The sequence below is a fragment of the Bradyrhizobium sp. SZCCHNS2022 genome, assembly GCF_032377575.1.
In the GTDB taxonomy this organism is placed as follows: domain Bacteria; phylum Pseudomonadota; class Alphaproteobacteria; order Rhizobiales; family Xanthobacteraceae; genus Bradyrhizobium; species Bradyrhizobium aeschynomenes.
On the sequence record NZ_JAUHHZ010000001.1, the window covers coordinates 3,139,339 to 3,160,000 of the forward strand.

Here is a 20,662-nt window from a genome sequence, read left to right on the forward strand (position 1 = left end):
GCGGCCCTCAAATCGAAGCCGCCGTTCCGGACGACCACGACGCCGGCGCTTCAGTGGGCACCGGCACAGGGCCGTAGGTGCGTGCCAGGCATTGCTGATAGCTCAGCGGCGGCGTCCAGCCGAGCGTCTCCCTCAGCCTGCGATTGTCGAAATGCAGCGGCTTGAGCATTGCATCGAACTTCTTCGGCGTCAGGATTGCCGGCACTTTGGTCGCTTGCCTGAACAAGGTGACGAACGCCAGCCGTATCACGGCGCTGGCGAGCCAGTGCGGAACGGGCAGCCGCCAGCCGCGTTCGCCCGTGCCGCGCATGTAGTCGGACAGATACGACCAGACGTGCTCACCGGGGCCATCGACGATGTTGAGCGTCTGCCCCCGGGCACGCTGATCCACGGCGGCGAGCGCGAAAACGTCGGCGCAATTCTCGACATGGGTCATCGGGATGCGCGTCAGCGGCCCGATCACCACGTGATGTCGTCCGATCTGCTGTCCCAGCGCCGCGAGATAGCCGTGGTCGCGGCCCCAGATGAATCCGGGGCGAAGCACGGTAAGATCCCAGCCATGCTGCTCGACAGAGCGGCGCGTCACCCGCTCCTGCCACCATTTCGCGACGGTGTAGCCGCCACGCGTGTAGACATCGGGCGTCTGCTGCAGCGGCGAGGCCTCGTCGAGGACACCGCGTGCGGCCGTGTAGTCGTAGACCGAGAAGCTGCTGCACAGGACGAGCCGGCGGCAGTTGCTGCCGGCCATCGCGTCGAGCAGCCGCTCGGTGCCGCCGACGGTGCCGGCGAATTGCGCGTCCTCGCCGCCGGAGACCACGGCCGCCAGATGAATCAGCACATCGACGTTCTCGAAAGCATCCACGAGATCGCGCGAGGTGCGCAGGTCGGCCCTGACGACATCGACCGACGCCGGCCAGCCGAGAGCTTCGACCCGGGTCGCCGGACGCACCATGGCCCGGACCTCGACGCCGCGGGCGAGCAGCGCATCGACGACATGCCGTCCGAGAAAACCATTGGCGCCCGTGACGAGAGCCTTCATATTCCCTGCTCCGTCGGCTTCATGGCCTCGACCATCCGATTGACCGCGAGAACGTCCTCGACCGTGATCGGCAGAACGGCTCGGGCCGCGAGTGCCTGATAGGTACGCGCCAGGCACTCCCACAGCCCTTCATAGGCGCCGGGTCCCTTGAACTTGCGCAGCAATGTCGACAGCGCCGCACGCCGGATGTCGCTGCCCTCCTCCAGGCCGCTGAAGAACGGTCGCAGCGGCTTCGGCACGTTGCGCGGTCCATCGAAGGTGAGCCGCGTCTCGAACAGATTGGCCGTCGCCTGCATCCGTTCGCCATAGACGCGCAGCCAGAACGCGTCCGGCTGGGCGCTGGCGCTGAAGCTGAGCGTGGCCGTGCCGCGTTCGGCCTCCACCACGCTGCGGAACTCGTCGAACGGTAGCGGCGACGGCTTGCGCTTGCTCCAGACCGTCTGCGCGCTGCGGTGCGGCCCGACGAACGCATGGGACAGCGAAGCGAGGTGCGGCAGGAAATCGGCGATCGCGCCGCCGGCGAGCTTGAGCGCCGGATGCGGCGAGTTCGGATCGGCAAAGCCGCCGGGGCCGAGGATGTCGAGACAGATCAGCACGTCGACATGGGTGACCGCGCCGAACTCGCCGCTCTCGATGCGGCGCAGGATCTCCTGCGGGGCCCGGTTGAAGACGTAGTTGTAGTCCTCGACGACATGGCGGCCGGTCTGCTTGGCGCGCAAGATCAACGTCTGCAGCTCCTCGAAGGTCGAGGTCGCCGGCTTCTCAACGATCACATGCGCACCCGCCTCGAGCGCATCCATCGCCAGGCGAAAATGCGAGGTCGGTGGCGTCGTCACGTGCACGACGTCGGGTCGAACGGTCTCGAGCATCGCGCGGTAATCGGTGAACCAGGATGGAATGGCGTAGCGTTCGGCCGCGGCTTCCGCGGTGGCCGGCGACAGGTCGCAGATGGCAGCCAGTTGAACGCCGGGCAGCGTATTGAGGCAGGCCAGATGCTGGCGGGCGATCTGCCCGGCTCCGATGAGCGCGGCCTTCATGACGGAGTGGCCTCCAGGATGTCGTAGTAGAAGCTCTCCAGCGCCCGAGCCGCCGCGCTCCAGGCATATTTTTCCACGGCGAGATCGCGCGCGGCGCCACCGATGCGCGCCGCCAGATCCGGCTCCGCGAGCAATCGACTGACGGCCCTGGCGAAGCCGCGCGGATCATCTTCGATGAGAATGTCGCGGCCGGGCTTCGCGTCGATTCCCTCTGCGCCGAGGCTGGTCGAGACGATCGCCTTGCCCATGGCCATCGCTTCCACGATCTTCAGCCGCGTGCCGCCGCCGAGCCGCAATGGCACGACCACGGCCGCCGCAGCCGCCAGATGCGGCCGAAGGTCGGGCACGAAGCCGGTCAGTTCGACGCGCGGTCCGGCCAGCGCCAGCAGCGATGCCGGCGGCCGGCCGCCGATGATCTTGCAGCGCGCGTCGGGATGCCGCGCGGCGACACCAGGCCAGATGTCCTGGACGAAGTGCATGACGGCATCGATGTTCGGCACCGTCGACAGCAGCCCGAAATAGACCAGCGTGCGTCCGTCCGGCGCTGGATCGGTGCCGCGCGGCTGATAGAACGCGATGTCGGCGGCGTTGGGGATCACCGCCGTGCGGGTGCGCGGAAGGTCCTCGTGGAGACGCTTCTCGTCGTCGGTGCTGCAGAGACAGACGCCGTCGGCGCCGCCATAGGCGGCGAGCTCCTCGCGCCGGAGCTTGCGCCAGTTCGCTCCGGCATAGAGACGGCGGCCGAGGCTCGCACCTGTTTCCGCAAACTGCCGGGCCAGATCATACGCAATCTCATGCGAGTCCACGATCAGCCGCGGGGGAGGCTCTCCGGCCGGAGCCTGCCGCAGGTCGCAATGACCCAGATAGGGAAATTCGAGATTGACGACGTCGAAGCGGGTCGCACGCAACACCCGGTCCAGCACCCGCTGCAAGTCGGGCAGCGCGACCCGCAGCCGGTCGAAGCTCCGGCCCGACACCATCGATCGCAGTTGCAGAAGCCGCTTGGCAAGACCGTCGCGGCCGTAGGGATTGCGGACGAGAACCACGTCGCGGCAATAGGCCTGCATCGCCTGGCGGCACTCGTCGATGTCGAAGGCGTCGTCGACCAGCATCACCGCCGTGAGATCGTGGCGGCGCGCGAGCTGCGTCATCAGCCCATGCATGCGCGCCTGCGCCCCGAAGCGCGGCGGGCTCGCCGGCATGTGCGAGACGCAGAGGATGCTGAGACGGCGCCGATCGGGCCCGCGCCCACGCAACCTCCATGCATCGCCGGTCGGCGGCGCAGGCATGGGGTCGATGACGTCAGGGCTCGAGGTGCGGTGGTCCATGGCCGTTTAAATATTGAATTACAACGATATTATATAGACGATTTAATAAAGGGCGAGAAATAATCTCGCCGCTCCGGCTTCGGCCCGGCCCCGGCTCACCGCTTCCTGATGAAATCCTGGATGATCGTACCAGCTATCCTCAGCGGCTCGCCGTGCCGGAACACGCCGACGACGATTGCGAGGTAGAGGCAGCCGCAGAAGCACCCGGAGAGCATCATGCGCAGCAGAGCGGGAGTGGCGGTGAGGAGCTCGGACTGCAGCCACCAGCCGGCCGCAGCCGCGGCAATGGCGCCGACCGTCTGCGGACCCGCAGCCCGGGCCACGAGCGCCGCACCGATGCCGATCGGCTGGCCCGCATAGATGACCGATGGCAAGGCGATCAGCGAATATCCGATGACCACTGCCCAGGCGACGCCGACCGGGCCGAAAGGCAGGCCCGCGAGCACGGCCGCGACCTGCACGACCAGCGAAATGATCCCCCATGTCTGCCAGCGATCAGCCCTTCCGAGCGACAGATGCAGCCAGCCCTGCGAGCCCTCGACGACGTGCGAAATGCCGCGCAAGGCGATGATGCTGAGCAGCCCGCCGGCCGCCTGCCACTTCTGGCCGAGCAGAACGACGGTCAGATCCTCGGCCGTGACGGAAAGGATCGCCGCCGCCGGCATCAGGAAGAAAGCCAGCATCGACAGCGCCGCCTCGTATTTCTGTCGAAGGGCAGCCGGATTCGACTGCAGCTTGCTGAGCGCCGAGCTGCCGACGGCATGCGTCTGATTGAGCGCCGCATAGATCGAGTTGTCGTACAGGTTCATGGCATTCTGGTAGTACCCGACCTGATCGGGGCGGTACATCAGGCCGAGCGCGATCCGGTCTGCCGCCCGCGACAGCGTGTAGGCGACGGTAAAGCCGACCACGTGGAGCCCGAACCGGACCATCGACTTGACCTCATCGTCGAACACCGGAGCCCCCGGGCGCCAAGCGCATGCCGACCAGGCCGCGATCACCACGCAAACCGAGCTCGTCACCGGCCGGAGCACCAAGGCCCAATAGCCGTAGCCCGCGATGGCGGCGGCGATGGCGACGATGGTCCCGGCCAGCGTGCCGAACAGTTGGATCCGACCGATGCGACCGAACTGCATCGTGCGCCGCAGCAGCGCCATGTGCTGATTGGTTAGTCCCGACAGCACGAAGGTGATTGCCACGCACAGCGAGATTGGCTGCAGCCGCGCATCACCGTAGATCCAGGCGATCAGCGGACTGGACGCGGCGACGATCACCGCGACCGCCACCCCGATGCCGGTGCTGACCCAGAACAGACCGCTGACCTGGGCTGGCGTCACCTTGCTTCTCTGCGCGGTCGCGTCGAGCAATCCGAAATCGATCAGGAGCGGAGCGAAGCTCGTCAGAACGGTGACGATGGCGACGAGCCCGAAATCTTCCGGCGCGAGCAGCCGGGCCAGCACGATGGCCGCCACGATCTGGAGCGCAGCATTGCCATATTGGATGACGATGGAAATGATCCCGCCGCGCAACGCGCGGCGTCCGAGATCCTTCGATTCCCTGTGCTCTTCGAAATAGGCGGAGAGGGCTTCCGACATGTCAATCGCCTGCCAGGGTCGATGCCGACCGTCGAACGCCTCGCTGCGAGCCAGTCAAGTTCGTCGGGGGCATGAAAACCCATCGTTCAAAATGGAAAGACGTCGCGAAAAACCCCTGCGTCCGATCATGTGCGGGGCAGACGAGCGATGAACTCACTTTGTGGCGGAGAAAAGGATTTAAAATCACGACCTCGCCAATATCGGCGCGCGATTTAATTTAGCGTGTCTTGCCGGGCGTTGGCCTGAAGCCATCTCGGCGAGCGCCTTGAGACGATCCTTGCGCACCGCAAGTCCCGGCAGCGGTTGGAGGCCTACGGCATCGAGGATCGTCTCCCACCGATAGACCCAATCGTGCCGCAGCAGGGTCTGCGCCATGCCGGTCCGCCGCATCGTCTCCTGCCGGTCGAGATCCCGGTCCAACTCCCGGATGACCCGATCGATGTCACCGGAGGTGTGAGGCACGTGGACCATGGCATCCGGCCAATCGAACAATCTGGGGAACAGCTCATTGTCGGGACGCTCGCCAAGCATGATCGCGCCCGCGGCAGCGCCTTCGAAATACCGGTATCCGAACTCGACCTGGCGTCCCGTTTCGCCCGGTTCGTCGAACTTGCCGGGGTTGACGAGAAAATACCTGCTCCTCTTGGCGAGGTTCGCGACCTGCGTCCGGTGCTCGCCGAGATCGATGGCCTGGCTGCCGCCGATCGTATCGTGCAGATAGAAGAAGTCGCCGTCCTGCGCCATCGCGCGCAGCGTCTGATGAATGACCGGCGAGCGACGTCCCATGCTGTAGACGTCGATGACCCGTTCCGGCGGGTCGGGATAGGGACAGAACCGCATCGTGTCGATGGCGAGCGGCAGATGCACGCAAGCCTGCCCGATCTCCTCGCTGAGCGGCTTCACCGTGTTGATCTGGAACGGCATGACGATGTCGAACTTGGCGAGCACCTTGAGGAAGTGGCGATGCTTGGCAATCTCCTTGATCCAGAGCTCGTCCAGCAGACACACCGAGGTCTTGCAGGCCGCTCTGAGATCCTCGATCGCATCGAACATGATGAGATCCTGCGGAAAGCCGCAGATGGCGAACAGAACGTCGTATTGCTGCTTCGGCGGAACGCGCGGCAGGCCGGGATTGAGCAGCACGGGCGCATGATACGCCAGCCGCGTGGCGAAGCTCGCCCGCCGGCTCGACGGGTCGAGCATGGGCGCGAGCAGCTCGGCGGAATCGACCTCGCAGATGATGTCTTCGAGCTCGACATGAGGGCCGCGATTGAGGGCGCGTCCGAAAATGTTTCGGAGCGAAAAGACCAGAACGCGAGGATCGTCGGACTGCGGATTCATGGTGCCTCACTGCGTCCCGTGCCGTCGCCGACGTTTTCGAGGGAAGCCGCCGGCCTGATCAGACTGGCATCCAGTGCGAGCCGCGCCGCCGCCTCGATCCGGCCGAACGGCACATCGGCGCGGATCGCCATGTCGAGCAGGCTGTGCTTTCCATCCGCCAGGTTGAGGACCCACAACAGATCCATTTGCGTTGCGCCGCCAGCCTCGCGCTGTCCAGCGATTGCGCGGTAGAGGCCGCGCCGGCCCAGCTGCGGCTCACCTCGCCCGTCGACGCGTTCATAGACGCAATCACGATCGAGCAGATCGAGCACCTCCTCGATCACCGCGTAGGACTGGTCGAGGCATTCTGGCTTGACGAAATCGAGGTTGTCTGCCGAGGTGTGATACTCCGGAAACGTGCCGTGCACCCCGCGCATCAGGCAGCCCACCGGCAGATCGAAGCCCGGCGAGCAGAACTGCCGCTCGTCATAGCCATAGGGGCTGAACGGCAAGATTTCGTGGGAATGACCGGAGTGCTTCAAGACATGCGCGACGGCGCGGTCGATCGGCGCGCTCTTGCGGCTCTGCTTGTAGTGGAATCCGCTCGGATCTCCGAGACATGTCAGGACGAGGCCGTGCTCCACCCGATCCAATTGGCTCTGATTCCGATCGAGCCAGGCCAGCGCGCCAATCGTCGCCGGCATGAACAGAAACCGATAGCCGAGCCGGCGCGTCTGACGGGCCTGCCGCATGGCGAGCGCGGTCATCACCGCGATGCCCGACAGATTGTCGTTCGCCAGACTCGGATGACAGATGTGGCAGGTGATCAGCACTTCCCGGCTCGTCGACCCCGGGACGAACAGCTCACCATAGGTCAGCGCACCCTGGGTGAGATCGCTATCGATGTCGATGCGGTAGCTGTCGTCCGTCATCTTGCGCCAGAGACGATCCGGCAGGCAGAAGCCCCAATCATCCGCATAGTAGCCGGTCCGGTATGGAATGAGGTCCGGCTGCTCCGGCAGCGTATGAATGTGCTTCGCCAGTTCGGCCCGGCTGATCACCGCCTGCACCGGCCGGCTGTATCCCATCACATGGAGATTGTGATCGGCGAAGTCGACCACACGACGCCCCGCCATGTCGGAGATCGTCGCGCGGCGGATGTTCCACTCCGCCGGGACGTGCCAGTCGAGGATCGGCGTGCCGCTCGGGACCTCGTGGATGGCAAGATCGACATGCCGGGCGACGACCGCGAGCGTCTGCCTGACACCCGCGCCGGTGAGGCTGCGGTTGATCGGAAACAGCTCCGTCACCAGATCGTGGAGATCGATCGCCGGCGTTCGCGCTCCCGTCGGTGATTTCAGCCTGTCCAGCATTGCGCACGCGTCCCCTTCAGCCGTCAGACCGATTCCTGCGCCGCATCGGCGGCGAGATCGCCGGTCGCCCGCGGCACGATGGTCGGCTGGTAGATCAGATGGTCCTGCGGTACGGAGCCCTGATCATAGGGCGCGACCATCTCTTCCGGCAGCCGCGCGAGATCCGAGACGCGCAGGAAGTCGCGCAGATTGGTGCCCGTCGACTCCGAGTCGAGATTGACGGCCCCGCGCCTGCCACCGACATCGGCGACGTGAACCGTGCGGAAATCGATGCTGAACCGGGTGAGTCCGGACGTGTTCGGCACAGAGGAATGGAGGTGCGCCGCCGAGAATATCGTGACGCCCCCGCTCGGCGCCACGAAGCGGAGCTGTGGATCGAGGGCAATCTCCTGCTCGGGCTTCGGCTGCACGCGCGTATCGGTCTTGATGTGTTGCGCGGCCGACGCACGCGACGTCCGGTTCCACTCGTAATAATCATAGTTTCTCGAGCCGTTCTTGATGGCCTCGTCGAAATAACGCGGATGGAAGGCAAGGCCGTTATCGGGCGTGATGTCATAGACCGGCAGCCACCAATTCAACTGGCACGGCGGCGCGGAGTACCAGGTGTCGCGGTGCGGATGGAATGCGAACGCGATGCCCGTCGTCAAATAATCGTTGCTCGTGGCCGACCGCAGCCGCGGCACGTCGAAATAGGTCAACTCGGGGTCGCAGCCGAGCTCGCGCAGAATTCCTCCCACCAGCTCTTTCGAACGGGGGTGATGAATGAAGAACGGCTTGAGCTTGGCGAGAATGTCGACGTAGCGCTCGACGGGCAGCTCGAACTGGGCGGTGCGCGGATCGTAGGGACGAAAGGCCTCCTCGATCAGCTGCCTTGCGAACGCCACCAGCGCCTGGACGGACGGCGTCGGCGAATACAGGAACAGCGCGCCGTCATACAAGCTCTGGCGCCGCTGGTCGTCCGGCATCGTGGCATCAACGAAAATATTCGTCATTCCGTAGCCCTCCTGGCTCGTCGTCATACCTTGGGCGACCTGGCGGCTTCTGCCGCTCGTTCATTCGTCCGTGCGCCGACCGACCGCAGCAATCGCGAAGCCGCATCACCAAAGCCCCCGCTCGGCCAGCAAGGGCCATGCGGCATCCTTCGCCGACATCACCGTGACCGGCTGCGGCCATCGGATGCCGATCATCGGATCGTCGTGTCGAAAGCCGTCCGACAGCCCCTCGACATAGTCGATGCCCATCAGGTACTCGACCGTCACGTCGTCCGTCAGCGCCTGGAAACCATGAGCAAAGCCGGCCGGGATATAGAGCATCCGTGACGTCGACGGCCCGAGCTCGCAGGCATGGACCTCGCCTCGCGTCGGAGACTCCGGCCTGACATCGACGATGACGTCATGGATCAGGCCTGCCGAGCACCGGACGATCTTGGCGTCGGCCTTCGGCGCGCGCTGGAAATGCATGCCACGCACGGTGCCGCGCAGACGCGTCACCGAGCTGTTGCCCTGCACCGGCTGGAAGGCGATGCCCTCCCGGGCGAACGTGTCCGCGCACCAGGTTCGGGTGAAGCTGCCACGCTCATCGGCACGAACCGTGAGCTCGATCAGCCGCGCATCCGATCGCCCCAGCTGGACAAACCTCATCGCTGCCGCCCTACTCCTCGATGCTGGCCTTGGGCACCGGCACGATGAAGCGGCCGCCCCAATTTCGGATCTCGGCCATCTGCGCCTTGATCTCGTTCTTGATGTTCCACGGCAGGATCAGCACGTAGTCGGGCCTTGCTTCGAAAATCGCCTCCGGCGGCAGGATCGGAATGCGGACACCCGGCATGTAGCGTCCCTGCTTCGAGGGCGCGCGATCGACGGTGAAGTCGAGGAAGTCGGTCCGGACCCCGCAATAATTGAGCAGCGTGACGCCCTTGGCCGGCGCGCCGTAGGCGACGATCTTCTTGCCGTCGCGCTTCAGCGACGTCAGCAGTTCGAGCAGCGCCCGCTTGGTCTCCTTGACCTGCTCGTTCCAGGCCGTGTAGATCGCGTCCTCGTGCAGGCCATAGGCCCGCTCGCGCGCCAGCACGTCGGCCACGTTCGGGCTCTCTGCATGCGCCGCGCCCTCATGGCAGACGAAGAACCTGATCGAGCCGCCGTGAGTCTCCGGCAGCTCGACATCGAACACCCGCAGGCCGGCCCGGGCGAAGATGCGCAAGCCGGCGATCAGGGACAGATACGAGAAATGCTCGTGATAGATCGTGTCGAACTGATGCCGCTGCATCAGCGTCAGCAGGTGCTGGACCTCGAAGGTCGCGACGCCCTGCGGAGCCAGCAGGATCTTGACCCCGCCGACGAAGTCGTTGATGTCCGGAACGTGCGCCAGAACGTTGTTCGCGGTGAGCAGGTCGGCTGACCAGCCCTCGTCAGCAAGAACCTTCGCATAGGCGCGGCCGAAGAATTCGACACGGGTCTCGATGCCCTTGGCGCGCGCGGCCAGCGCGACGCTCTCGCAAGGCTCGACGCCCAGGCAGCTGACCCCCTTCTGCAGCGAATACTGCAGCAGATAGCCGTCGTTCGACGCGATCTCGACATGACGCGAGGACGGGCCGAGCGCGAAGCGCGCCGTCATCGCCTCGACATAGCCGCGCGCGTGCTCCAGCCACGACGTCGAGTGCGAAGAGAAATACGCATAGTCCGCGCGAAAAATCTCGGAGGCTGCCAAGAGATCCCGCGTCTGCGCCAGACGGCACTCGCGGCAGACGAACGTCTCCAGCGGATAGAACGGCTCGGCCCTCATGTAGTTGGCGGGGTCGACGTAGTCGTTGGCGACCGGTGAGGCGCCGAGGTCGATCAGCTTGAGCGTGAGGTCATCGCCGCAGTGCCGGCACTTGGGCGCGACACCTACGGCCGTGGGAAGGCTCAGTTCCATGGTTTCTCCGTCACTGTCCTGTCTGGCGACGCTATGGCCTGCTGCACGGGCCGTGCGGCGTCAGGTCCATTGCAGCCTGTCGTTGATCCTCGCGGTCTCCATGTGGTCCTGCAGGACCTTGAGACGGATCAGGTCGGATGAGCGGAACTCGGCATCCTTGAAGTTCATCCGCTTCAGGCCATTGACCAGGTTGGTGATCGACTGATCCAGCGTGACGCGCGGCTGGTGATCGGGCGCGAGCGCCCGGTACAGGCCGAAATCGACCTTGTAGGAGCGGCTGTCCACCGGCGCGGAGGTATTGATGGACACCGCGGTCCCCGGGACCCTCGCGGCCACCGCGTCGGCGAGATCCTTGACCTGGTAGTTGCGATCGTCCGAGCCGGCGTTGACGGTGAGGAAGCGGCCGCCGGTCGCCGCCGGCCTGTCGATGGCCCAGTCGATCGCCCGCGCCATGTCGGCGACGTCGATCAGGGGACGCCACGGCGTGCCGTCGGAGAGCACGCTGATCTGCCGGCGCGTGAGCGCGCAGGCGACGAAATCATTGAGAACCAGATCGAGCCGCAGCCGATCCGACATGCCGCACGCCGTCGCGAAGCGCAGGCAGGTGATGGTCATGCCGGTATCGATCGCAGCCAGCTCCTGCTCCGAGCCGATCTTCGACTTGGCATAGGCGGTGATGGGGTTGAGCGGATCGCCCTCCTTTCGCGGCGGGCCGTCAGCGATGCCATAAACACTGCAGCTCGACGCGAACACGAAGTTCTTCACTCCCGCCGCAGCGGCCGCCCTGGCCAGCGACACGGTGGTCGTCTGGTTGATGTCGAGCGTCACGTCCTGGAAGCGATTGCCCATCGGGTCGTTCGAGATCGCCGCCAGCTGGATCACGGCATCGTAGCCGCGCAGGTCCAGCGACATCTCGCGGACGTCGCCATGGAACTGCTCGTCGAGATATCGCTCGGGCAGAACCGGAGCGCCGGTCAGGCAGTGCGCGAAATAGGCGTTGTCGAAGCCGTGCAGCACCGCATCCGGCCGCTGCGCGCGCAGATGCTTTGCCACCTCCGGCCCGACATAGCCCATGTTTCCAGTGATGAGCACCTTCAGCATCGTCACCTCTTACGCCACCAACCAAAGCACGATTTAAAATGATCCAAAATGCATTATAATATATAATGCACTTCCGTCCAGTAAATCCATCGCCGCCTTTGTCCAGAGGCCGGGGGAGGAGCAAGCGAGACGATGAACACGGGCAGGACCGCACTTTTCCGCGACATTCGGCGGCCGGAAGCCCCCCGCACCGGCATGCCGATCCGGCCACCACCCATTTAATTTTAATCCAGCCAAATTAAATAAATGCCTTGAATCGGACAAACCGGAACCGCAAATCTGGGCAGCTTTATTCGAGCGCTTTCATTGAAGATTTGAGAGACAGAGCATGACGCTATCCGCCGGCGACTGGGTTGTGGTGCGCAGCAAGGAAGAGATCCTGGCCACGCTCGACGCGAATGGGCGCCTCGAAGGGCTGCCGTTCATGCCGCAGATGTTCAAATGGTGCGGCCAGCGTCTCCAGGTTCACAAGCGCGCCCACAAGACCTGCGATACGGTGACCGGATACAACACCGGCGAATGGCTCGGAAGACGCCTGCCCCATGCGGTGCATCTCGACCTGCGCTGCGACGGCGAGGCCTATGGCGGCTGCCAGGCAGCGTGCCTGATCTTCTGGAAGGAGGCCTGGCTGTCTCCGGTCGACCCGGCGCAAGCCGCCGCGGCCGATCGCGATCACGCCGCCGCGCGCCAGCCTTCCGGCGGATGCACGGCGCGCGCGGTGTGGGACGCGACCAAGTCGCCCGACCAGATCGCGGGAAAAGGCCCCAGATATTCCTGTCAGGCCACCGAGCTGCCGAGCTACACCCAACCGCTCAAATGGTGGGACGCGAGGCAATATGCCGAGGACATCGCGTCCGGCAACGTCTCGGTCGGCAAGATGCTCCGCGGCCTGCTCTACTTTGCCTATGTCGGCGCGACGATGGCACGACGCCCGCGGCTCGGCCGTCCGGCCCGCTGGGTCTATGACCGCGTCCAGTCGCTATGGGGCGGCGTGCCGTTTCCGCGGCGGCGTGGCGACCTCTTGACCGACAAGGACGCCCCGATTGCCGATCTCGGGCTGCAGCCGGGCGACCTCGTCCGCGTCCGGCCGCACAAGGAGATCCTCGCGACCATCGACAAGCAGACCAACAACCGCGGCATGGGCTTCGATGCCGAGATGGTGCCTTATTGCGGCAAGGTCTTCCGGGTCCGGACCCGGGTCGAGAAGTTCATCGACGAGCGGACGGGCTTCATCCGGCGCATGAAGACGCCAGCGGTCATCCTGGACGGCGTCTACTGCCAGTCGCGCTATAGCGAGAACCGCCTGTTCTGCCCGCGCGGCATCTTTGCATGGTGGCGCGAGGTCTGGCTGGAGAAGGTGCCGGCCACCGCGATCGAGCGTCCGCCGGTGGCTGAGACCGTCGACGTTCCCAGACGGGCGACGGGCTGACGGCCAGACACATCGTCGGCCGCGATCGAAGGGATCGCGAGGTTTCCGCCGGCTCCGCAGGACCCTGCCGCCTCTGTGTACGCACCAGACAGCGCGGCAAGATCACCGCAGGGCCGTGCTCCGACGCTTGAGAGTCGCGCGGACTTTGCGTCCGCGCCAAGCGCAGCGGCTGCGGCTCACCCCAGCGACAGCTTGCGCGCGACGAAGGCCTCGGCGTAGCGCTCGGGCGCGCGGCATTCCATGCCGCGCAGCCGCGCCAGGCCCATGAACGTCTCCGGATCGAACCATTGCTTGGAGCGTTGGCTGCCGAAATGCGACATCAGCAGCGCGACCTTGCGCTTCATGACGATCTCCGGCACCGGCATGTAGACGTTCGGCCGACCGAGATCGCCGTCCCACTTCGGGATCTCGTATTCGAGGACGAGATGATCGCGAAACGTGTTCCAGACGAGCCGGTTGACCTGGCGATGGTCCTGATGCGCATCGTGGCGGCGGTGGGCGAGAATGACGTCCGGTTCGATCCGGCCCTTCAGCGCCTCGAACCAGGCCTTGATCTCCTCGCCCTGCTCCGGAAAGAAGCCGTCGCGGAAATTCATGATCTCGAGGCTGCGCCCCGCCGCCTCGGCGAGAAAGTCGTCGGCCGATGCCTTCGCCTCGGTGCCGCGCTCGCCATTGCCGCTCAGCACGCACCAGTGGACGTCGAGGCGAACCCCCTGGTCGAGCCAGGTCAGAAGCGTGCCCCCCGCGCCGATCTCGATGTCGTCGGAATGCGCGCCGAGACAGAGGACCGAAAGCCGGTCGCCGCGACCGGCGAGCTTGAGGGCTCTCATCCGTTCACCACGGCCGGAAGGTTTCCGCCGAAATGCCAGGGCGTGTCGCCGCGCTCGATCATCTCCTCGAGCACCTGACGGTCCCTGAGCGTGTCCATGGCCCGCCAGAACCCTTCGTAGCGATAGGCCATCAGCAGGCCGCGATCGATCAGCCGCTTGAACGGCTGGACGACGAGTTCGTCGCCTTCCTCGATGTAATCGAAGATCTCCTTGCGGAAGATGAAGTATCCGCCGTTGATCCAGATGTCGGAATCATTGCTCGCCGCCATGCGGCCGACCTTGCCGCCGGCATCGAACTCGGCGAGGTGAAAGCTGATCGGCGGATGAATCGCGATGAAGCAGCCGATCATGCCGCTTCGCTTGAAGCGATCGATCATGTCCGGCAGCGGTGCATCGGTCAGACCGTCGCTGTAATTGGCGAGGAAGATCTCCTCATCCTGCACCATGTGCCGGACGGCCCGCAGGCGCTGGCCGATGTTGCGCCAGATGCCGGTGTCGACGAGCGAGACGCGCCAATCCGCCGGGCGCTCGCCCAGCAGTTCGACCTTCTTGCCGAATTGCGAGATGGTGCAGTCGGTCGTGGCGGCCTGATTGTAGTTCAGGAAATAATCCTTCACCACATTGGCCTTGTAGCCGAGGCAGAGAACGAAGTCGCGATGCCCGTACTGGCTGTAGTACTGCATCACGTGCCAGAGGATCGGCTGGTGGCCGATCGGAATCATCGGCTTCGGGATGCTCTCGGAATATTCCCTGATCCGGGTACCAAGTCCTCCACAGAACAACACGACCTTCATGGCTCGACGTCCTTCGGATTCGTAATCTCGGAAATGAGCAACATTATCTTTCAACCTCGCCGGCCAGCCTCGACGACGGCTCGCCGCCTCCTCCGGTCGGGGAGCGCCCTTGCGACGATTCCGTCCGGCAGCGGAATTCAACCTGTCGCAAAGCAGCGCCCCGCCCGCAATTAATAATCCTGTTGTATTTTATTTTAAACGATATTTTTGGCGGCCAGCATTGAAATATCCGCTTCGCCGACATTAATCCGCCACACGCATCGGCCGATCGCCCGTTACGCGGCATCCCATAGCAAAAACAGGAGCTCCGGAGCGCTGGACGGCGCGTCGGCATTGTTCATTCCCATGCCAGTCCCGGTATTTCGGGACCATTCGACAGCGTCCGCAAAAACGGCCGTCGATTTTATTTGTTTAAATTAAATGCCAGATTATATAGTGCCGGCCGAGCCGCTATTTTAACCGAGTTTCGAACACCGATATCCCATGCATTACGTGGATCAGCCCGAGACTCTCGATCGGAACGGCATGCCGGCCGCCATCATGGCGGAGCGGCAAGTCCAGGGGCGCAAATGGCCCGTCCACTACGCCGCGGTGGAGCCTTTCGCGATCGCGGCGGACATCGCGACGATTACCGCATCCAGTGTGCTGTCCGGCTTTCTCTATCATCTGCAGGACGCCGTCGGCGCCAACGACGTCAGCAAATCGGTTGGCCTGGCGATCCTGGTGTCGGCGCTGTTCGTGTCGCTGATGAAGGTCCGCGGCATGTACCGCCCGGCCGAGCTGCTGATCCTGCGACACCAGATCCGCGCGGCCTGCCTGACCTGGATCACCGCCTTTCTCGTGCTGGCCGGCGCGCTGTTTGCGCTGAAGATCGGCAGCGAGTTCTCGCGCGGCACCAGCATCGTGTTCGCGACGCTCGGGCTGATGGCGCTGATCCTCAACCGCCGGATCACCGAATACCTGCTGGCGAAGGGCCTCGCCGAGAAACGGTTCTCAGGCCGCAACATCGTTCTCATCACCGACGAGGCGGGCAAGGACAATGCCGGCCTGACCCAGGCGCTCACGGACACCGGCTTTCGCGTCAAGCGACACTTCCTGCTTCCCGCCCCGGGATCCGATTCCGATGAGCGACGGCGGATTGTTGCGGGCGTGATCGATTTCGTGCGCGGCTCCGACATCGAGGAGATCGTGGTCGGCGCCGGTCCCGCTCCCTGGTCCGAGTTGCGCTCGCTGGGCGCCGAGTTGCGCGTCCTGCCATTTCCGGTGAGCTTCGTGCCGGTAGGCACCGCCTCCGAGATCTTCAAGCGTCCCCGCCACGAGCTTGGCAGCGCCGTCTGCATCGAGCTGCAGCGCGGCCTGATGAGCCCGCTCGAGCACGCGACGAAACGGCTCATGGACCTGGCGCTCTCGGCGGCTGCGCTGACGCTGCTTTCGCCGCTGCTGCTGCTGGTCGCGCTCGCCATCAAGCTCGACTCGCCGGGACCGGTGCTGTTCCGGCAGCAGCGCTGCGGATTCAACGGCCGATCCTTCCAGATCTACAAATTTCGCACGATGTCCGTGCTCGAGGACGGCCCCTCCATCGTGCAGGCGCAAATCGGCGACAGCAGGTTCACGCGCCTCGGGGCGTGGCTCCGGAGAACCAGCATCGATGAGCTGCCGCAGCTTCTGAACGTCTTGAACGGCAGCATGTCCCTGGTCGGACCGCGTCCGCACGCTTTGGCCCACGACAACGAGTTCGACAAGCTTGTCCGCAACTACGCGTTTCGCCGCCGGGTCAAGCCGGGATTGACCGGGTGGGCGCAGGTGCACGGTTGCCGAGGGCCGACGCCGACGCGTGCCTCCATCGAGGAGCGCGTCGAGTTCGACCTGTGGTACATCGACAATTGGAGCCTGTCGCTGGACATCGCCATCCTGCTCCGGACGCCGATCGAGCTGATTCGCGGCAACAACGCCTATTAGGCCAGATGCGGAGAATGAAGCTGCGGACCAATCCGGTGAATTCGCCCGCCGGAACCAGGACCATGCCGCGGCGCTCGACCGCCTGTCTGCGCAAGGCGCGCCAGCGAATCGGCCAATCGGGTTCGCGGATCCCGCGAGTTCAAACCAGCCGCACGTCCGAGAAGCGACTTCGCCACGCAGCACAGCTTTTTAGCAGACCGGCCTGGCACCTGACGCCGTTCAAGCCCGCTGACGGCGCCCCTTCGGGACACCGCTGCCGTTGATCGCGAATTCCTCGATCCGATGCCCGGTCTTGATCGCCGCGACCAGCCAACGCGGCTGCTTGCCGCGGCCGGACCACGTCTCCGACGTCTGCGGATTGCGATATTTCGGCAGGACCCGGGGATATTTGCGTCGCGCCTTGCCGTTGCCGTTGTAGGGCTGCGCGCCCTCGCTGCCAGCCCCCTCGATGGCGCCGCGACTGCGGTTGAGAACCGCCAGGCGACGTTCGAGCTCGCGCTTCTCTGACGTGATCCTCACGGCGAGGATCTGACTGATCTGCTCGTGGAGAGACCAGAGGTCATCGAAAGACATCGCCTCGAAATCGATCTTCTTGGTGGACATGCAGCGACCTTTATCTGTGATCTCTATCCTGCCGGATTAATGTCATATAATTCGGTATTTCGATCCGCAAGAGGCCCGCTGTCGGAAAAACTGAATATTTGAGATATATCCACTTGCCGACGCATTTGGTTGTAACTCAACAAATAATCAACCCGCAACCCCATTTCGGGGAAATGTGTCTTTCAATCACCCTGCGCCGGCCAACGACCTGCTCGACCGAGTCAAAAAACGCCGAATAGCCGCGATCTGCAAGGAATTTCGATGTCGTATGGCAAAAGCGCGCCAGAATGACGCGATTTTGAATGACGAAAACGGACACGTTTCGGCAGCCGAGCGGGTCCGGTGAGGACGCACGCGCGAAGTGCGCAACAACCTACACAACCTATTCTGGCGAAACAGCCAATAACCCGGATCGAGATATTTATGCATCTGCACAAAATGCCAGAAGCAGGTTTAATTACGCACAACATCTGGAATATGCCGCCGAGCTGCCGAAATGCGTTCATCGGCACGGACGGTCGCGCGCCGGCGGGGCCGCAAGATGTTCAGGGCACAGGCCCGCGAATCACAGCGCGCGGAGCCCGTCGCCCGATGCGACTCCAGCAAGAGACTTCCTGCAGGAGACGACTGGCTGTCGTCAGTCGCATCTTCGGTTTGGAAGACTACTCGGTCTCCGCGCGGCGACGCGTTCTCTCGCCGGCAGCGTCATCCCGCCCCTGCCGCGGGTTCTGCCTCGCGTTCCGGCTGCTCGCGATCGGAGCCGAGCCGGCAGGCCTCCACACACGCGGCTTCACCGCTGCGCCGTCAGCGCCGAGCGCACGCGGTCGCCACCTGCCCCCCAATGGCACTGCTCGGGAAGGCAAACATCTGATGCCGGCGCGGGAAGTTCTTCAAGGACGTGACAGATCGGCGGCGTCCCCCAGCAGCGCTACAAGGACCTCGGCGAGATGAACCCGGAGCAGCCCTGGGAGCCACGCTCGACACCGAGGCGCGCACGCCGCTGCCGGTGAAGATCGTCCTCGGCTTGGCGGCCCTGGTCGAGGACCGGACGCTGGCGCGGCAGCTTCTCGATCGACGGAGACGCGGCGGCAGCGTCTGCCGTCGACAGACGCCGTGCCAGCGGCAAGGTCTGCCGTCCTATTTCCGTTGTTTGGTCCGGCCGGGCACAGTGCGCTGCGGCGCAACCAGGTGAGCCGTGCCACGCCGATACCGGTTCGCCACGGCGCGACGACTGGGCGTACTGGATGGCTCGGCGCGCTTCTCGACGCTGCAGTTGATGGACTGGAGTTCGTCAAGGAGAAGGTCGCAGAGCTCGATCTGCGAGATCAAGACTGCTGGCGTCGACGGTTCCGACGACAGCACTTGCAGGCGTGATCTGGCAGCCCGCATCGTCTTCAATGATTTATGCACGGCATTCGAAGCGCCGCCGCCAATGTCCAACTCGTCTTCAATCAACGCGGTACTCAACTCGTCACACAAGGACGGACCCCACTCGTTGGCGAGATTTGAGGGATTTTTTCTCGAACGCCCGCGAACTGCCGTCGCGGCGACGTACGGCTCCGATGACCGGAATTAAATTAACCACTCGCGACAAGTTAATTTACCATCTGAACGGCAAGATAATTAAATACTTCCGGCGCAAGCCGCGGTTGGGAGTAATTTTTTACCGCGTCCCCGAAAGGACTTATTAACCACCCTTGGTCGATGATAATTGAAGCTTTAGTTTGTTCTCATTACAATTTTTTGTGTCGCAACGGTATTCGAGGGCGCGCAGGAAATTATTTAATTTTAGATTGCGTAAAACAAATAACGCAACCACTCGATTTAATACGCCGGACTGAGCGCACAAGCGATCGGTCAGGACGTGGCGCCTCGAGCCCGCCGTTTCGAAAGGCCCGCCCGTCGCCAGATCCGACGCCCGGGCGCGAGGAGCGATACCGACGCCCGGGATTCGGCTTAGTCACCAATGCAAGCGGCTGCTTCACCAGATCATCGGCCGTTCCGGCGCTCCGCAGACCACGGCATGTCGATACCGGAGCCCCCGAGGCGTCATCACCGCCACGCGCCGGAGGCATCCCGGATAGATCGCGAGATTGTAGTGAAACGGAGTGGCCTCGAAGGCGCCATGCAGCCGGCACAGCCGGCTGAGATCCGGGCCGCACTCCGTCAGCGGATAAAGCCGGCCCGCCAGCGCCGGGGCGGACGTGCCGGTCATGAGAATGACGACCGCGGCAGCAGCGATCCTGATGGCGTTCGACAAGGCATGCTCCTTCGAACCAATGACCTGCCGAGCAGCATAGACTTGGATGGCGGCCGGCGACAACCGATCGTCCGGGCGGCACGAGCACGCGGGCCGGCGGCTTCGGGAAACGCCGCCGCGACTCGGATAACCGTTGCTCAACTGCTTTCTGCTTAGATTTTCAGGCGTTTCGTCGGGTCTGATGACGCGCGGCGGCACCTATGCACAGCCGTTGCGATGTCGGCCTGGCAAGAGGTAATTTGGTGAGGTCTGACTGTGACCTAATTAGCACGTCACGGCAAAAGCGGGCTGGGACGAACAGTGGTCCGCTTTCGCCAGGGGGGACCGCCGGGTAGGTTGGGAACTAGTGGGATGGCGTTGTCCCTCCGTGGGGGAGGGAATGGCGTGGGGACGTATTTTTGTCGTATCCGGGAATGCGTTTGAAGATCTTGATCAAGCCGCCTGGATCGACCGGCGGTGCAGGGTCTGTCGTCGGCAAGGGTGCAGCGAGCCCGATGGGTCTACGCCGCCTTGGTCGTGCCTCGCGTGGTCTCGCGATGGCAGCGATGCTGGCGCTGCTGCCGGCCTGCTCTTTGCTGCCCGGGACCGGCCCGACCAGCGACGCGGTGAACGACAACGCCACGTCCAGCGTCCGGTCCAATACCGCCCTTCCCTATGCCCTTGTCGACGTCAGCTCGGAGACGATCGGCTTCCTGTCCCAGCCCAATCTGGTGACCTTCCAGGGCGTATTTCCCGACAAGCGGCCGAAGCCGGTGCAGGTCGCCGGTGTCGGGGACGTCCTGAACGTGTCCATCTTCGAAGCGGCCCCAGGCGGATTGTTCACGCCGCCGACCGCGGCCGGGGCCCGTCCGGGCAACTTCGTGGATCTGCCGGCGCAGGCGGTGGATCAGCAGGGCAACATCCGCGTTCCCTATGCCGGCGAGATCGCGGCCGCCGGCCGGACGCTTCCCCAGATCGAGCAGGAGATCGTCTTCCGCCTGCAGAAGCGCGCGCTCGAGCCGCAGGTTGTCGTCAGCCTGAACCAGCAGCATTCGAGCGTGGTCAGCGTTCTCGGCGACGTCAACACGCCCGGCGTGCTGCC

General features: G+C 64.2%; 18 protein-coding genes (1 of these 18 cut by a window edge). 3 read left to right on the plus strand and 15 right to left on the minus strand.

Translation table 11 applies throughout. The features are described 5' to 3' along the window. Positions 1-7: 7 nt before the first annotated feature. The 10 genes from QXZ94_RS13955 to QXZ94_RS14000 form a co-directional block, all read right to left on the minus strand. Complete coding sequence (locus tag QXZ94_RS13955; RefSeq protein WP_315720887.1) at positions 8-1,039, minus strand: NAD(P)-dependent oxidoreductase; 1,032 nt, start codon at positions 1,037-1,039, stop codon at positions 8-10. Beyond that, entirely contained in the window at positions 1,036-2,076 is a 1,041-nt protein-coding gene (locus QXZ94_RS13960) for a Gfo/Idh/MocA family oxidoreductase (RefSeq protein WP_315720888.1), read from the minus strand. Before QXZ94_RS13960 ends, QXZ94_RS13955 begins: the two co-directional genes overlap by 4 nt. Next, on the minus strand, positions 2,073-3,404 hold the full coding sequence (locus QXZ94_RS13965) for a glycosyltransferase family 4 protein (RefSeq protein ID WP_315720889.1): 1,332 nt from the start codon (positions 3,402-3,404) through the stop codon (positions 2,073-2,075). The genes QXZ94_RS13960 and QXZ94_RS13965 overlap by 4 nt, the downstream gene beginning before the upstream one ends. 95 nt (positions 3,405-3,499) lie before the next feature. Continuing rightward, complete coding sequence (locus tag QXZ94_RS13970; RefSeq protein ID WP_315720890.1) at positions 3,500-4,999, minus strand: lipopolysaccharide biosynthesis protein; 1,500 nt, start codon at positions 4,997-4,999, stop codon at positions 3,500-3,502. A gap of 183 nt (positions 5,000-5,182) precedes the next feature. After that, entirely contained in the window at positions 5,183-6,340 is a 1,158-nt protein-coding gene (locus QXZ94_RS13975; protein ID WP_315720891.1) for a glycosyltransferase, read from the minus strand. After that, positions 6,337-7,692 carry a DUF4910 domain-containing protein gene (locus QXZ94_RS13980; RefSeq protein ID WP_315720892.1) on the minus strand — a complete coding sequence of 452 codons (1,356 nt, stop codon included), beginning with the start codon at positions 7,690-7,692 and terminating at the stop codon, positions 6,337-6,339. Before QXZ94_RS13980 ends, QXZ94_RS13975 begins: the two co-directional genes overlap by 4 nt. 23 nt (positions 7,693-7,715) lie before the next feature. Further along, a complete protein-coding gene (locus QXZ94_RS13985) occupies positions 7,716-8,684 on the minus strand; it encodes a phytanoyl-CoA dioxygenase family protein (RefSeq protein WP_315720893.1) in 969 nt (322 codons plus the stop codon). A gap of 105 nt (positions 8,685-8,789) precedes the next feature. Continuing rightward, positions 8,790-9,332: a dTDP-4-dehydrorhamnose 3,5-epimerase gene (locus QXZ94_RS13990; protein ID WP_315720894.1), complete on the minus strand. Its 543-nt coding sequence runs from the start codon at positions 9,330-9,332 to the stop codon at positions 8,790-8,792. 10 nt (positions 9,333-9,342) lie between these two features. Then, entirely contained in the window at positions 9,343-10,605 is a 1,263-nt protein-coding gene (locus tag QXZ94_RS13995) for a class I SAM-dependent methyltransferase (RefSeq protein ID WP_315720895.1), read from the minus strand. A 60-nt stretch (positions 10,606-10,665) separates the two neighbouring features. After that, positions 10,666-11,703, minus strand: a complete 1,038-nt coding sequence (locus QXZ94_RS14000) for an SDR family oxidoreductase (RefSeq protein ID WP_315726258.1) — start codon at positions 11,701-11,703, stop codon at positions 10,666-10,668. Between the two features lie 331 nt (positions 11,704-12,034). Here QXZ94_RS14000 and QXZ94_RS14005 point away from each other — a divergent pair, with 331 nt between their 5' ends. Next, entirely contained in the window at positions 12,035-13,135 is a 1,101-nt protein-coding gene (locus QXZ94_RS14005) for a hypothetical protein (RefSeq protein ID WP_172185479.1), read from the plus strand. Positions 13,136-13,311: 176 nt separating this feature from the next. Here QXZ94_RS14005 and QXZ94_RS14010 read toward each other — a convergent pair whose 3' ends face one another. Continuing rightward, complete coding sequence (locus QXZ94_RS14010; RefSeq protein ID WP_315720896.1) at positions 13,312-13,965, minus strand: PIG-L deacetylase family protein; 654 nt, start codon at positions 13,963-13,965, stop codon at positions 13,312-13,314. Continuing rightward, positions 13,962-14,759 carry a sugar phosphate nucleotidyltransferase gene (locus QXZ94_RS14015; protein WP_315720897.1) on the minus strand — a complete coding sequence of 266 codons (798 nt, stop codon included), beginning with the start codon at positions 14,757-14,759 and terminating at the stop codon, positions 13,962-13,964. The genes QXZ94_RS14010 and QXZ94_RS14015 overlap by 4 nt, the downstream gene beginning before the upstream one ends. A gap of 483 nt (positions 14,760-15,242) precedes the next feature. On the opposite strand from QXZ94_RS14015, the gene QXZ94_RS14020 reads away from it, so the two are divergent. Next, positions 15,243-16,718 (plus strand): undecaprenyl-phosphate glucose phosphotransferase, encoded by a 1,476-nt coding sequence (locus tag QXZ94_RS14020; RefSeq protein ID WP_315720898.1) that lies wholly within the window; start codon positions 15,243-15,245, stop codon positions 16,716-16,718. Positions 16,719-16,937: 219 nt separating this feature from the next. On the opposite strand, the gene QXZ94_RS14025 is transcribed toward QXZ94_RS14020, so the two are convergent. From QXZ94_RS14025 to QXZ94_RS14035, 3 genes are all read right to left on the minus strand, one after another. Then, positions 16,938-17,321, minus strand: a complete 384-nt coding sequence (locus QXZ94_RS14025) for an H-NS histone family protein (protein WP_315720899.1) — start codon at positions 17,319-17,321, stop codon at positions 16,938-16,940. Positions 17,322-18,458: 1,137 nt separating this feature from the next. After that, positions 18,459-18,800 carry a hypothetical protein gene (locus tag QXZ94_RS14030; RefSeq protein WP_315720900.1) on the minus strand — a complete coding sequence of 114 codons (342 nt, stop codon included), beginning with the start codon at positions 18,798-18,800 and terminating at the stop codon, positions 18,459-18,461. 502 nt (positions 18,801-19,302) lie between these two features. After that, positions 19,303-19,581, minus strand: coding sequence for a hypothetical protein (locus QXZ94_RS14035; RefSeq protein WP_409998483.1), 279 nt, complete (start codon positions 19,579-19,581; stop codon positions 19,303-19,305). Between the two features lie 419 nt (positions 19,582-20,000). Between QXZ94_RS14035 and QXZ94_RS14040 the strand changes: the two genes are divergently transcribed. Continuing rightward, positions 20,001-20,662 carry the 5' portion of a polysaccharide biosynthesis/export family protein gene (locus QXZ94_RS14040; protein WP_315720901.1) on the plus strand. It continues 634 nt past the right edge of the window, so 662 of the gene's 1,296 nt are visible here — the first part of the coding sequence; the start codon lies at positions 20,001-20,003; its stop codon lies off the right edge, out of view.